The sequence below is a fragment of the Marinobacter sp. DSM 26671 genome, assembly GCF_900112835.1.
Lineage (GTDB): Bacteria > Pseudomonadota > Gammaproteobacteria > Pseudomonadales > Oleiphilaceae > Marinobacter > Marinobacter flavimaris.
The window spans coordinates 126017-140251 of sequence record NZ_FONF01000010.1 but is presented as its reverse complement, the minus strand read 5'-3'; the positions used below and the strand labels follow the sequence as shown (position 1 = coordinate 140251).

Genomic DNA, 14235 nt, shown 5'->3' with positions numbered 1-14235 from the left:
CCTACCTGGCTGCCCTCAAATATGATCATTTTGAGGTGCTGGTAACTTCTGAGACGACGCTGACCGGCTTTTGCCCAAAACACCGTATTCGATTTGAAACCAGTGGACTCCACCTTTTCACCAAATCAAAGATCTCATCGTGTCGGGTGTGCGATTGGGAGAATGGTTTCAGGAGAACCGAGCCGTGGACTGAGGATCGCGTTGAGCGGTTGCTGTGTTCGGTTAAATCCACCTGGTCACTGGTTCGAGAGAATCCGAAACAAAACCGGATTCTAGTAATGCAGGATCGGTTGACCCTCGTATGCGAATTCAAGGATCGAGAGGGGCACCGGTGTGTGGGGCCTCAGGGGAAACCGACCGTGCAATCACTGAGAAATCTGCAATCACTTACAACACGCCCTGATCACGTGATGTGTCAGGGGTCAGTGTGTGATCAAAAAAAGAGGGGAAAATCATGCCGAGTAGGACAGCACTCCATGGAGAAACGACTTTTCGATCGGGCGAGCGCCTGGAAGATTCTGCCGAATGGCGCATTAAAAATATCCGACGACTGGGTAGCGGAACATAAGCCCTGTGGTGTTCAGGTCATTTGCGGAGGTGGCACATTGGCAAAAAAAGAGCCTAATTGCCCACTCTGTACGAGTTTTCGCTCTAACATTCGGCTGCATCGACCTCACGTGGACGCGCCCAGGATTCTGCACGCAATCACTGAGGGCTGTGTCGAATGGGCCTCGGCTTCGGACGTTCCTTCGAGAATCCATCATGGGGTTCCACTTCCCGTGCGGTGCGTGGTCTGTGATACATCATATTCACCACAGCTGCACGAACTGAACTATGCGTTCCACGGGTGCCCGACGTGTAAGAAAATCGCAAATGAGAGCAACGCGACTATCCTGTTTTCGGAGATTAATTCATTAACCACCACAAAGGGCGGCAATTTCCAACGCCGGATACAGGCCGCGCTGGATGCCCGGGCGCATATAGAGAAACGCGGAGGGCGCCTTGCGCCAGATGCGGTGTACCAAAATAGTTCCACGCGGATTCATTTTTTGTGTCCACATAATCATGAAGCAGCTGTGTCGCTCGACAAACTACGTGAGGGGGGGTGGTGCCAACACTGCCATGACCTAAAAAAGTCTCTCCCAGAGGCCATCGGCCGGGCGGTTCTCGAAATTATTCTTGGTGAGCCGATGCCGAAAGCTCACCCGCCCTGGCTTAAAGGCTTGGAACTCGACGGACTGAATCTATCTGAGACGACTGCATACGAACATCAAGGCGGATTTCACAAAGAACGCGTCGATTTCTACCATAAAACCGAAGCGGACTTTCAAGATCAGCAAGACCGCGATGCCCGGAAACGCGCTATTCTCGGAGCACAGAATGTCGATCTGATTATCGTGTGGGAATTGAATCCCGGATGGCCAGTTGATCGCATGTTTGATCACGTTGAAAACGCGATTCTGGCGGCGGGCCTTGAGGTGCCGGCTTATGATCGAAGCCTTCTCGATCTCGCATTTCTCTACAGGGCGCACGAGATGCGCCAGACGTTACTCGATAAAATAAAGAAGCGTGGTGGTGAGCTTGTCTCGGAGTATATCGGGTTAACGTCGCGCGTATCCGTTCAGTGTGGGCATTCGGAACATCCCGAATGGCCCACATCGCCACTATCCATAATTTATCAGGACACTTGGTGCCAAGCCTGCGCGGCAGAGCGCTTAGCAAGGCAAAAACTAGCCGACTCCCAGGCAGAATTTGAGCGGTGGCTGGGCGAACACCACACCGTAAGGGTCGAGCTCACCGGCGACAAGTATCAAAACGCGACGGTAAAGCATCGATTTTTCTGCGATCACTGCGAACAGCCCAACAATTTGAGTCTTCGACAGATAAAAAGCCGCGAAAAAGACGCCCAGTTCGATGGCCGATGGTGTTCCTTTTGCAGGCGAAGAATCTCCGCACAGCGGAAGCTTACAACCAATCAGGTATTTCTCGTGAAGTGCATAAAAAAAGCTGAGCGGTTGTGCAAAGTCGTTGGCTTCGCCATCGTCGCTGAGCCCTCCAAAGCATCCGGAAGCTTCGAATTACAGTGCCAGAAAAATGCTTCTCATCACGCGAAGCGGTCAATTTATCAATTGGAGCAACTTGCGAAAAAAGTTAACACATCACCGGCGTACGTTGCCTGCGATCAGTGCCGGGGTGATCACCGGAAAAAAACCCGTGATGCCCAACTGCTCGCAGCCGATCTGGGGGGAGAGTTTCTCGATGCAGAATTTTCCTCGGTTAGAGCACCGCATCGATGGCGGTTTGATGACGTGGAGATCACCCGAAGCTACGATGGGTTGCACAGCATTCGGCGGAGCCGAATTAAGCAAGGTTTGGCGCTCCCTTGCGTCTACCAGCCCAGGCAGAACAGGCACTGGACATGGGAACAAGCAGACGCATTGGGCAGGCTGTTGGGCCTCCGCCTTAAGCCCGGTCAGACTATCCGCGGCATCCATAAGCAATATGAGTGGGAAGCCTCGGAAAAGCCCCTGACCCTCAATTGCATCGAAATGCGGGCCCGGAAAAAGTTCGGGAAAGAGGCGGTCAAACGGATTCGGCAAGGACTATATCGTCCCGTATAACATATCTGTGATTCCGACTGCTCAGAGCTCATAGCGAATTAGTACACTTTAGTAATCGTTCCCACTAAATCAGTAAACTTCACTACTAAACAGAACTAAAGAGCTGGTATGGAGATCTCAACCTTTTGAGTGTTTATTTAAACGCCCCAATATAAAGGCCCATTAACACGTCGGTGACTCTGACCTGCCCCCTTGCTCGGTTTAGTTTTGCTAGGATCCGTGAGTGGCATTGGTCGCAAAGCGATCATTCAGATTTGGGGATAACGCCCAGCTCACGTGCTGGAGTTCCCCCGATACGCATGACACAACCCAGCCACTTATGGGGAATGTCCGCCGTAACGGGGTAGAACCCAGCTGGGTAAATTTCATAAGATCTTCAATGGCGTTAGTGGGAGGTTTTGATGGTTGTCGGGACGGGACTCAAAGGCATAGGGAAACGCCAGCGAGAGCTCCAACTGTGGTAATTACTTCATTTTTGGCATGGTGCGTAGTCGGAAGGGATAACTTTCATAGTATTCCTTCGAGAGCTCTTTGCTCTGAACTGCGTGGCTACCGCATTCAACACACTTCATCGCGTCCAGTTGTTCCATGAGCACGTGACAGCGATTACAGATATAACCCTTGGAGACACCGCGTCGGTGCAGCCCCTCGGCAATTTCCAAATTTCTGTCAAATCTACGAGCTTCCGCCTCTGCCTCCCATTGTTCGGCCTCAAGCTTATCAAGTATTGCCTTAGCGTCCTGCGTCTCGATCATTTCGGCTTCGCGCTTAATTGCCCGTCGCCGGGCCTCGCTCTGCTGCTTGGCTCTGGTTTCTGCACCCTGGTATTCGAGATACCGGGCATGGGGCCTGTTTGAGATTATGGTGAACCGATACCCCTCACCGGTCTCAGTCAGAAGGCTATATGGCCAGTCACAAAGCCGACGAAGGTACTGCAACATTAGAAAATAGGGCGTTTTGATGGCCTGATTCTCTGATTCGGTCAAGAACCAGACGCCAGTATCCGCGTACCAAGTACCACGCTTCCGACCCTTTTTCTTCCCTTCCAGCTTCATGGTTGCAAGCCGATCCATCCACTTGATGTAACCGAATCGGGATCTCACTGCGTCAACAACGGCCCGCACCGTCAGATGATGGCCAACCGGCGCGTTGATGATGAAATGCTCCAAGACGAACATTTGCCAGAGCGAGTAATGACACCTGACGATCCAATCCCCTTTGAGGCGAACTCCCGTGCCGAAGGGCAATCGGTCCGGTAAAGCGTGGCCTGCGGTATGAAGCCTCGCATGCTCTTGCCTGATGGCTGGGGCGCATTTCTCTTCCATTTGCTGGTGGAGCTTTGTCTGAGCCTCCTCACTTTGCATTCGAAACGCCTTCTCCACGTCGGGGGCATAGAGCTCTCGTTGGCGCTCTTTGTTTTCTTCGTAGCGAAGCTTTTCCAGCTCACGCTTCTCTCTAGCCTCACGTTCGGCCACGAACTTGGCCTTGGCCGCAGGTAGCCGGTCTTCGAGGCGTTTCCGTGCGGCGTGCACTCGCGGCAGGTCGTCGTAAAGCGAACAGCGGTACCAGTGTCGGGGTGCGGTGCGAAGAACGATTTCTCGCAGCGCATCCAGATCCCGAACCTCTTCTGGGGATACCGTGGCCAGGTCAATCTCCATAAGGTTGTCGAGTGCTCCGGCCTTAGGCTCGCCAACTTCGTGGGACACCTTAATTTCGATATAGACCGTTGAGCCGTTTTTTAGGTTGGCGGTGAGGTCCGGACGCCAGATCTCGGCCATTTGCTCCGAAACCACATCAATCAATTCCGTTCTGTGGGGTTCGAACACAAGGTCTTCCGAGATGTATACGTCCTCGGCCACGTGGGCTCGGAAATGGAAGGATTTCGAGGGAAGCCAGACGCAGGCGGCGTCTTCAAGGATTTGCTTACCCATCCGGTGAAGCGCGGTTTCGTAGCCACCAGGGCACTCCTTCGCTCGATGGTGAGAAAAGTAGTTTCGCTTCACTTTGGGTCGATTTGCGATCAGGGGGGACTGGCACGACGGGCAATGGCAGCCGCAGGCCTTGCCTTGGTCAACTTCGTCCGGTGTGTACAGGCGACCGTTCTTCTCACCAAACGGAACTCTGAGATCTCCATATCCCGCCATCGCCCCTCCATCGTCGTTGCAGCCGGAGAATGTTTCTATTTCGAGGTTATCGCTGCGTTCAGCTTTTTCATCAGCGCATAGCCTTTATCCTTCAGAAACCATAGTTTAGCTTTTTAGTCCACCGGCTCTAGCTCAACCTTGAACGAATTCAGTCCTTGCGTGCCAGCTTCGACTAATCGATCGGAGTACCGCAGCTGTCTCTCTGCAGTTGTGGGTTCCATCAGCGATACCGGGACGTAATTGCTTGGTCAAAACGTGACTTAATGCATTGTGGAATTCGGCCGGTCAACAATCTAATTTCACAGGTATTTATCTGTGAATAAGGCAATCAGTCAGACCAGCTCGTCAATGGGGGAGAGACGCGCAGTCGCCGAAACCATAGACCTCTTCCAGGTCGCCACTCAACCACTGAAGCTGTCTTTTTCCGACGGCAAAATCGCCACAAATAAAGACACACACGGCGATCTGCACATTCATGTCCAGATGCAACGTGGCTAAAACTGGATCAGGCTCGATGTATACCAGAACTCGGAGGAGCCTGAGCGCCTTCTCGCGACTCTCGATTGCGATACCGGCGCCCGCTTGCTGATGGATAGTTCGAGGATACTGCACTAAGCGCTCCGGACCAGCCCCAATCACACACCTATGTTTGGGGCTCTTTGCCTAGAAGAGCTCCAACAACTACGGAACTATGCCCAGCTGAATTTGCTGAATAAAACGCCGTAGCCGACCAATATCCTCGGGAGTCTCCAGCAAACTCTCCGGTGACACGTTACCCAGAAACGGTCGGGCTCGTCCCATCCAATCCCGAGCCATCGCCTCATCGCCTTCAAATAGCTCAAGAACTTTCTGCCACACTTCACCTTTGAGCTCAGACAGCTCCGGCTCAACATTGCCCGAGATCTCACTGTCATTTATCGGCATAACGAGTGACTCCACCAATCGTTTTTCACCTTACAGACTGGTTGCTGTTGATACCCTGCTTTGGATGCTATGAACCAAGTGCACTTTCCAAATTTCCTGTGCCAGTCCTCGTCAAGAATTTTACCTTACGCAGCCCACCCTATGCCTACCATGTCTTGGCGGAGCGAGATCGGACTACCGAGACATCCCTGGGACGACCTCCTGCAGAGGCCGGAGCCATTCCTACCTGTCTTAACCAATTAGGATCTCGACCCTGGGCCTCCAACAGGATTCGAAGGGAACTGCGATAATCCCGCATCGTGGACGGACTGCACCAGTGCTCCAATAACCAACGAACGTGCTTCTGTTGAATCTGTTGCTTTCTTCTTACTTCTGGGAATCGAGTCTCGACGGCAGCCACCATTTTTTCGATGCGACTGATATGACGACGGCGGACCCTTTCAGAGCCGTCGCCAGCTTTAATTCGCCGATACACGCCGGAGAGATTCATCGCTCAGCCTCCTCTCCCGGACGATCCGAACGATGTCGCTTTCCAATATATGCTGATGAGACTGTGGGACGTTTGTGACCGCCCGATTTACCCACAACTTCCCGACCTCTGAGGTCTGCCCCTCTATCGAATGGCCCAGACTGTTTCAGTGGAGCTGGCTGGCCGCTTTCTCGTTCATACAGCTCAATGAAATTCTCTGCTCGCAGCTCTTTAGGGCTTTTGATTCCAACTTGCTTGAGCACTTTGCGGATAGGCGGGGCGTGCCGCGCTAGAAACTCCTTCAATGAGCTGTTGGTGTCGATCAGGCACGTGCCAGTATCGGAAATCGTATGAATCGCATAATCAAGGGCCTGCCACTGTACGCTCTCAACCGGAATCCACCGGTCCTCCGACACAAAACCGCCTTTGGTTCCCTCCGAGATCCAAACCCCACGATACATTTCCGCCTCTGACCTCATCCGATGCAGATCAGCCAGCGCCGCTTCCCGTAGCCGCATACCAAATGCGCGCCACAGCAGAATGAGGGCAGCTCCGCGATAGTATTCCGCTTTTTCTGCTAATCGTACCGCTTCGATGACTTTGTCCCAGGATGCCATCGGCAGAACGGTTCGGATGTAAGTTCTTTTTCCCACTGCATCTGATGGTGACAGCCGAATCTCTTTGTCCAGACGAATTGCTCGCATCACCGTATTTACCGTCGAGATCAGATTCTGCGCATACGCGACTTCCATGCTTCCCGTTGCAACAACCGCTGCCAAATGTTCCGCGTACGCCACAGCATGAGCACTGGTAATGTCCCGGAGGTCTCGAATCGGCGGGTCGAGTTTCGACAGCCACACGAGCACGAGCTTGAACCTGGCATGGTGGGTATACCGCGTATAAAAATGGCTGTCTCCGCCATAAGCCTGTGCTAAAGCTACTTTTGCGGCATATGCCGGCTGGTGGCCTAACCCAAAGTTTCGTTGCTTGCGATTCCGTTTCAGTTGCCTGCTTTTCTTCATTCGATAATTCCTTACAGTAAGTTTTCTCCTTCAAAAAGTGCAGCATGGTTGTGTGGCAAACCCTCAGCGTATGGGGGCAGGACCGCTCGGTTCTCCACACTCGTAGGCCCTGTCCCCGTATAGCTGAGTCAGTTTTAACCATTTCCAGATCATGGCTCCGGGCCTCCGTTTGCGCTGCTGCAAGCGCGATTGAATTGTCCTCATGAACCAGCGAAACCATTTCTGGCCGGGGCGGGCTTCATGTCGTCAACATGACTCGTGAGGAGTGGGTACCACATTCAGTGGTGGGGTTAGAGCAAGAACGAAAATTGAGCGATGACGGTGATGACGCACCGCTGATCATGGGAGTGATCCACCCGGCCCGATAGGTTTCGTTCGGGGTTTCGTCGCTTGCTGAGTTGGAAACAGCTCTCTGTGCCTGATTCCAGGCGGTGAGCTCTTACCAAACCTAGTGCATCTCAATGTTTTAAGGTCATACAACCAGAACGGAAAAATCGAGATATGTTTGCTGTTAATGTCGCCAAGCCGGCGTTTTTAGGGGTGAGCTTCAGGAGCTCATTAGGAAGGGACTTCTGGATCCGATTAACAGATCGGATCGCTGTGCTGTTTTATTTCATCGAGCCCCAGCTAGGCGCGTCAGAGGCAGTGCCTCAATACCAAACCATTGTTGAAGATCTCTTCATTGATGTCCAGCGGAGTAAACGCAATATATTTGCGTTTAGCCGACCATTGGCTTTGGGGAATGAACGGCAGTCATCGGCTCAAGTGGACTCCAAGTGGACTCCAAATGGACTTTCGAAAGCTCTTGGTCAAAGCCCTACCGGGGCTCTAATTCGATTAGTCAACTTGGAGTCCACTTCGAGTCCACTTGCCAGGCGAGAAGCTATGAATCAGCTGCGGGTATTATCTCTGGCCTATTCGTAGATGATTCTATAGTTCTTGAATGCAATCTTTGGCTGGAACTCGCCAACGACTCTGACGGACGCGTTTGCCGGTATCTGACTGGAACCTTGCTGATAGGCTGCTGAAGCTGTCCCTGGAAACCACTCAATGCCGAGCCTATCAAGTGCCTCGTGGGCGACCTGCTCGAATCCGCCGGGCGCATCTAGCATCAGCTGATTCGTAAGTCTGTTGGTTCTGACTCTGGCCAAGAGGCCTTCGCCAATTGGCCAGAGAACATTCAACTCGACGAGCTGAACCAAGGCGCGCTCGATCTCATCCCGATCGGCAAGGTCGCAGAAATCGTCCGCACGGTAAACACAGGAGGCTGCAGACTGCACGTTTTGGATAATCTTCGTCTGCAAATCAGCCATTTGGACTCCCTTTTTTGGCCGAAAGGCCCGTCGACGCTCATTATATGATCACAGTAAACCTGAGCGGCTCAAGGAACTCGATAAAACCTATGAGATTGATCGTAAACATAGATCTCTTTATAACGACCATCTCGTTGACGCCGCATTTCTGACAGACATTGGATCAGCTCATCGCGTTCTGGTTCGCCTACAAAAGGTGAGAACAGTCCTACCAGAAGAACACCAGCTCCGTTCTTTTTATAGATATTCCCGATCGATGTGCTCGCGTACTTTTTTTCGACTACGGACTGAACAACGTCAGAAAAGCGAGCGTCGGGATCTCTAATAGCCTTCCGCTGTGTTGGGATATGTGCCGTGTCGTCAGCGGCATATGAAGTTAGGCTTCTGGCAAAGTCTGGACCAATGAAAGCATCGGTAATTTCGAGCCAAGTAAGTTGGTTATCCACTTCAACTACAGCATCTGGGGGATCAGGATGACTTATAACAGCCAGCGCTCTGCCTGCATCTTCAAGGTGCTTTTTGAAGGAGCCGATTACACCCCTCTCATGTGCACCCTTAATCTCACGTCTCTTCATAAATAATCTTAAAACGCTGACGATTAATGGACTAATTCGGTAATCAATCCGCTCGAATTATTGCCGTGACTGCCGACTCAGAAACCTTAATTTTGTCGCCATGAGACCAGCTTTCGTATTCCCATTGAGGATCAGGACCAATCCCAACCAATTCACCGCGAACCATGCCAGAAGAACATTCTGCCACGAGGATGTAAAAATCCGTGGATTCCCCGGCGCGCACTGTCACTGTGTCATGTGGCTTCGGAGGTCCTTGGTTTGATTTGGCATCGTTACCAATAAACATTCTTCCGAACTTCGGGGGAAGTGGGTTTTCGAACTCCTTGTACATGACACACTCCTTATGCAAGTTAGTGGGAGTATCTTAGTGACAACGTTGAGCGTCGGCGGGGTCGGAAACTTACCCCATATTGCTGAAGGTGCCCAACGCTTGGTCGAGTATGAAGTATGCGTCATCACTTTTTTTCAGAATTGCACATCCAACCCCGTGATTACACCAGTAATTCTGACTTCCCAGAACAGCTAAGTCTTGATTAGCGGGAACCAGGATTATCGATAACGAAGGCTCAGCCTGCCCGCATCGCAGAGAGTCCCGGTAAATGTGGGCGGAAGACATGGAGTCCAGAATTCGGCTTTTACTCGCTGTGTATTTGCTATCGAGGCAGATAAACCTCTTCTGTTCGCCATCCACAATTTCCAGCAGAATATCTGGACGCCGCTCCTTAGAAACTGAAAAGTACCCGTACCGGTTTGGTGTCTCAAGGGACGGACAAGTCATCTGGAAAAAGAGAGTTATTCGCTTCGAGCCCGATTGGCCCCAGAGAATCAGATCTGCAGATACCGGGGTCTGCTCCAATTGCCACTCATAATCCGGGTATCGGGATTGAAGAGCCTCCGCGAACGCCACAAAACACCAAACCTCATATATTTCCCATGTGGGCGCAAGGTAGTGCTGCTCATCGCCCCCCATATCCGAGAGGCCCTGACGCAAAAGTCGGATACCAGCCCGATAGGTCATGTTGTAGTGCGGATGGCCGGAAACGGCATTGAGATCCGCAACCCCTCGTTTCTCGACGCTCGCACTCGCAAAGGGCTCGCCCCGTTCAATTCGCCCCAACTTTTTGTCTACGGATTTTAAAAAACGAATACGCCGAGGCAACCGCTCCTTTAGGTCGGTTTCCGTTTCAGATCCTGACACCCTCAAGTCTCGAAGCTCTGAAAGCATGAATCGCGCAAGCCTGCGCACTTCGATCAACTGGCGCGCCATCAGCCGGTTAGCTGGGTTATCCATGGATGGTTCGTGAAAGGGAACGTCCAGATTGCATTGCTCAGGAGCAACAAGTGGTTCAGCGGCAAGGTCTCCGGATAATGCTGAAAGCAAGGCGGCGTTCGCTGTCAGGCGCTGTACCGTAATTCCATCAATCCTTTTGGCCATATGAAGCGGCATCTGTTCACGGCGACTGCTCAGTCGAACAATAGGCCGGTCTTGTATAGCCCTGAGTCCAGAAAGGTAACGATCAATGAACTGTCGAAGTCTGGCATAACGAAGCCATAGCGAAACGAAGCCGGACCGACCGCTTACGTTGTGCATGGCCGGTTCAGTTCCAGTGGCCAGCTGCGGCAGAAAGTCGATGATTTGTTGCAGGTATTGATTGAACTGGTCTCGCCCGGATTTATGTTGAGCTGGGGATACGTCTACCCGATAACGGATCGGCTGTGCCAATTCAGGCAACTCCAGCTCCAGGCCAACCTCGCCGGCGAAAAAGCCCGGTTCCCAGACCCAGTGTTGCCCGCTGTCATCTACATTGAGTAAAGCATCATCGACATAGCACTTGGCATTTTGATCAGGAATGCCGATCAGATAGGTTTGGGCTTCACTCAGGCCCAGCAGAGCCTGCTCAGTATCCAGGTAACCGAGCGGTTCGATTGCGGCCGTTGACGCGAAAACCGGTAGTTTCATATCAGCGCCAGAATCGCATCATTCCGGTATCGGCCAGGTCAGATTTCAGTGACTCAACTTTGGCACGACATCGCTTCAGGTCGTAGTCAGCCAGAACCGAAATCAGCTTCACCAAGGCCTCGTGCAGCCTCTGGCTCTCGGAGCCCCTCAACTTCGGAAGCACCCGTGCGTAGATAACATCGTCCAGCGCTTGAGATAGCTCGATTTCCGGAGTTTTCTGTGCCAGAGAAAGGTAGGACAACACATCCTCAACGGTGCGCCAGCCAAAGTGCAGTCGCTCGGTTTCCAGTGCTGCGAGAAGATCGGTCAGGCAACTTTTCACCCGAGCCAGATCCTGTCCATTCAGCCCGAACTTGTGCCAGTTCGGATAAGCCTGCAGATTGATGTCCCAGAACTCCATGGTAAACGCTCGATCCAGCACCTTGTCGGAAATGCCATGAGTGGTTTCGTCCATGTTGACGGTGCCAATGAAGGCCACGTTACTAGGGAATGGGAGAGTGCTTGGCACTCCATCAAAGGATTTTCCTTCATTATGCAGCAGCAAGTGTTCCCCTGTTTCCATGGCAGACAGAACGGGTGCGAAATATTGCTCTGGGTGAGACAAGTTCATCTCGTCCAGGATCGCAATGAAAGGTTGGCCAGGAGAGTTGGCGGCTTGCAGCAGAAAATCCAGCAAGGGGGAGCGTACATAGTTGTCCGGCCGTAATGGGTTAATGTGTCCGAATAGTGGGGATGGGTCATACCAACCAGGCTGCACCGCCTGTACAAACACGTGCTTGTCTGCCGGAAGCCCGAATTGCTCCGACAGTGCTTGCCCATACCGTTGAGCCAGAAGTGTCTTACCTGACCCAGACAGGCCAGCGAGGATGGCAAAATGTCTCCGTTCGTGGGACCACAGTCCAAAGTGCAGCTGGCTTGCGAGTCTGGCAGAAAAAGCGGTGCTGGCAGTTACGGCTTTAATCAGGGAGCCTTGATCGATACTACTTATATCCAAAGACGCTTCATCGACATCTACTGAATCACTCTCTTCCCCGAGATCCTCGGGATCGAGGAATTCCGGCTCCCAGTGAATCTGTGCTGCCCATTCCTTGCCGGTTTCAGTGAGTGAGAACAGCCCATTCTCCGAGTTTTGGACCAGATCAAAGCCTTTTAGCCATTTGATGATGCTTCCGGGCATAAAGTTCGAGGTCCAGCCGGAATTCACCTTCCTAAGCAGGTTATAGAGCTGACGGCTGGTTTGGTCTTGTTTCCCCAACGCCAAAAGAACGTGATCGATACCCAGAACCCGTGTCAGAAAGATCGGGATCAGTTCTCGGGGATCTTTGGTATCCAGATATAGCTGCCCACGCGTGGTTTTCGTGACAACGCCTCCGTGTTCCTCAATGACATAGAACTCATTCTTCAGAACATTGACCGTCGTCCGCAGGCTGCTTTCCCGGTAATCTGGAAACTCAGACCTCAGAAAATCAATGAGCTCGTCGCGTCGAACGCCATCCTCAACAAAGCTCAGTGCTTTGATCAGGGTAGCAATACCGCCACGAATGCTAGTCAGGCCCTTACGTCTTTGAATCGCAGGAAGCGGTTTCAGCTTCACTTCACCTTTATCATCTGCCTCCTCCGCTACCGTTTCAGTATGGGAGCCCTGAACATGCCCTTCATAGACAAACCAGGGCAGTGTCATGCGTTCGGCAAGCGCCTTAGGTGAGCTTTCTACTGGGCCCAATAGCTGTTCCAATCGGCGCATCAGATCATGTTGGCAAGTGACCACTTTCGGCCGGCGGGAGGAATCGCCAAACCAGGCCCTGTGACATTCTTGGGCCATAAGGTCATAGGTGATAGTGCTGAAATATTGCGGATAGAGGGCAGCCATCACCCGACAGATTTTCACCCACGCAATCCGATTGGTGTACTTTTTCATCCGTGCAGCGATTTCGTCATGGAAGGCTTGGAGTCGGGTGATTCGGGCTTCTGAACTTTCAGGTAGTGGCTTAAGCGACTCCTCAGCAATCCAGGATCTGAATTCAGGATCCTCAAGAGCAGCCGAGATATTGACCGTACCCATTCCCACACCGCTGACGGCATTTCCCTCCCAAAGCTTTTGCTGAAATTCGAGAGTTTTGCGGGTCTCCAGGTCTGCCCCTTCAACATACTCTAAAAAATCCGTCAGGCTGGAAACCCAGTCAGGATTTCGCTCACTGGGGGAGATGTCGTCCAGAATGGTTTTGAGTTCCGTGTCCTTAGAGAGATCGGAGTGCACAAGCTATTCCTTTTATTCTTGGGGAGGAGTTCGGGTACCGGGTTTGGGGAGACCAGATTGAAGGCCGTCAATATGCTCGAACAAATCAGCGTTGACCTCCTGCCACAGCGGATCAAGGATGAATTCAATCCCCTCACGCCTTGCCATTTTGGCGGCTGGAACAAAGTCGCTGTCCCCGGCCACCAGAATGATCGTATCCACCTGCTGCTTGAGTGTCAGTGACGCGATATCGATACCGATCCGCATATCCACACCTTTTTGATGGAGCCCCAAGCTCACGGTACCGCCATCCAGAGAGCTCCAAAGGTCTCTCAAATTTAAAAGGCTCTGTGTCTGTTCGGGGGTCAGAGTGAGGCTTGTCTCATCTGGCAAAGCATCACCTTCAGGTGACGGGATTTGATCAAGCGCAGACAGCCATTCACGGGTTTTCAGGAGCTTTTTCGTGTATCGGGGGTTGATGGTCCAGTCGCGATCTTTATTGACCTTGCCGAGCCTCAGAGCAACTTTTCGCTGCTTTCTGAGTGCATCAAACAGTTCGTGACGGTACTTGGCGACGTCGGACTTGGCAAAATCGATAGCACGATTGTCGATGGGATGGTGGGCTTTGCCGTCATAGGGCAATGCATCGTAGAAGAAGATCCGGTAGACATGCTGGTGCCACTGTCGACTGCTATCGCCAGTCAGAAACCTGATGTGCTGCTTGCACATTCGGCGGATGCAGTCGGTTACCTTGGTTACGGTATCGCAGTCATCGGCATTGACGAGTTTGGGGAGGCGTTTGAGGAAGAAGCCACCATCGATAAGGATAGCAATGTTGCGGTGGCTCATGGCTGACTCCCGAAAACGGAGATTTTCGAGAGCCCAGAAATAAGAAAGCCCCAGGGGATCGGCGCACCCTCCGGATGTATGAGGGGGCTTACTGCCAAGGGGCGGATGTGTTGCGAAGTTTG

The 14235-nt window shown here is 52.3% G+C and carries 11 protein-coding genes; 1 reads left to right on the top strand and 10 read right to left on the bottom strand.

What is annotated here, in order from left to right; genetic code table 11:
• The first annotated feature begins 476 nt into the window (after window positions 1-476).
• Window positions 477-2621, top strand: a complete 2145-nt coding sequence (locus BM035_RS12990; protein ID WP_139216044.1) for a hypothetical protein — start codon at window positions 477-479, stop codon at window positions 2619-2621.
• Window positions 2622-3085: 464 nt separating this feature from the next.
• Here BM035_RS12990 and BM035_RS12985 read toward each other — a convergent pair whose 3' ends face one another.
• The 10 genes from BM035_RS12985 to BM035_RS12930 form a co-directional block, all read right to left on the bottom strand.
• Window positions 3086-4765: a hypothetical protein gene (locus BM035_RS12985; RefSeq protein ID WP_139216043.1), complete on the bottom strand. Its 1680-nt coding sequence runs from the start codon at window positions 4763-4765 to the stop codon at window positions 3086-3088.
• Between the two features lie 345 nt (window positions 4766-5110).
• Entirely contained in the window at window positions 5111-5377 is a 267-nt protein-coding gene (locus tag BM035_RS12975; RefSeq protein ID WP_092032312.1) for a hypothetical protein, read from the bottom strand.
• A 69-nt stretch (window positions 5378-5446) separates the two neighbouring features.
• On the bottom strand, window positions 5447-5689 hold the full coding sequence (locus BM035_RS12970; RefSeq protein ID WP_092032311.1) for an antitoxin Xre/MbcA/ParS toxin-binding domain-containing protein: 243 nt from the start codon (window positions 5687-5689) through the stop codon (window positions 5447-5449).
• Window positions 5690-6175: 486 nt separating this feature from the next.
• A complete protein-coding gene (locus BM035_RS12965; RefSeq protein WP_092032308.1) occupies window positions 6176-7180 on the bottom strand; it encodes a hypothetical protein in 1005 nt (334 codons plus the stop codon).
• Between the two features lie 914 nt (window positions 7181-8094).
• Window positions 8095-8493 carry a hypothetical protein gene (locus BM035_RS12955; protein ID WP_092032303.1) on the bottom strand — a complete coding sequence of 133 codons (399 nt, stop codon included), beginning with the start codon at window positions 8491-8493 and terminating at the stop codon, window positions 8095-8097.
• A 68-nt stretch (window positions 8494-8561) separates the two neighbouring features.
• Window positions 8562-9068, bottom strand: coding sequence for a hypothetical protein (locus BM035_RS12950; RefSeq protein ID WP_092032301.1), 507 nt, complete (start codon window positions 9066-9068; stop codon window positions 8562-8564).
• 43 nt (window positions 9069-9111) lie between these two features.
• Window positions 9112-9399: a hypothetical protein gene (locus tag BM035_RS12945; protein WP_092032300.1), complete on the bottom strand. Its 288-nt coding sequence runs from the start codon at window positions 9397-9399 to the stop codon at window positions 9112-9114.
• Window positions 9400-9468: 69 nt separating this feature from the next.
• Window positions 9469-11028, bottom strand: coding sequence for a nuclease domain-containing protein (locus BM035_RS12940; RefSeq protein WP_092032297.1), 1560 nt, complete (start codon window positions 11026-11028; stop codon window positions 9469-9471).
• A gap of 1 nt (window position 11029) precedes the next feature.
• Window positions 11030-13285, bottom strand: coding sequence for an McrB family protein (locus tag BM035_RS12935; RefSeq protein WP_092032294.1), 2256 nt, complete (start codon window positions 13283-13285; stop codon window positions 11030-11032).
• A gap of 12 nt (window positions 13286-13297) precedes the next feature.
• Window positions 13298-14113, bottom strand: a complete 816-nt coding sequence (locus BM035_RS12930) for an NYN domain-containing protein (RefSeq protein ID WP_011783610.1) — start codon at window positions 14111-14113, stop codon at window positions 13298-13300.
• Window positions 14114-14235: the final 122 nt, after the last annotated feature.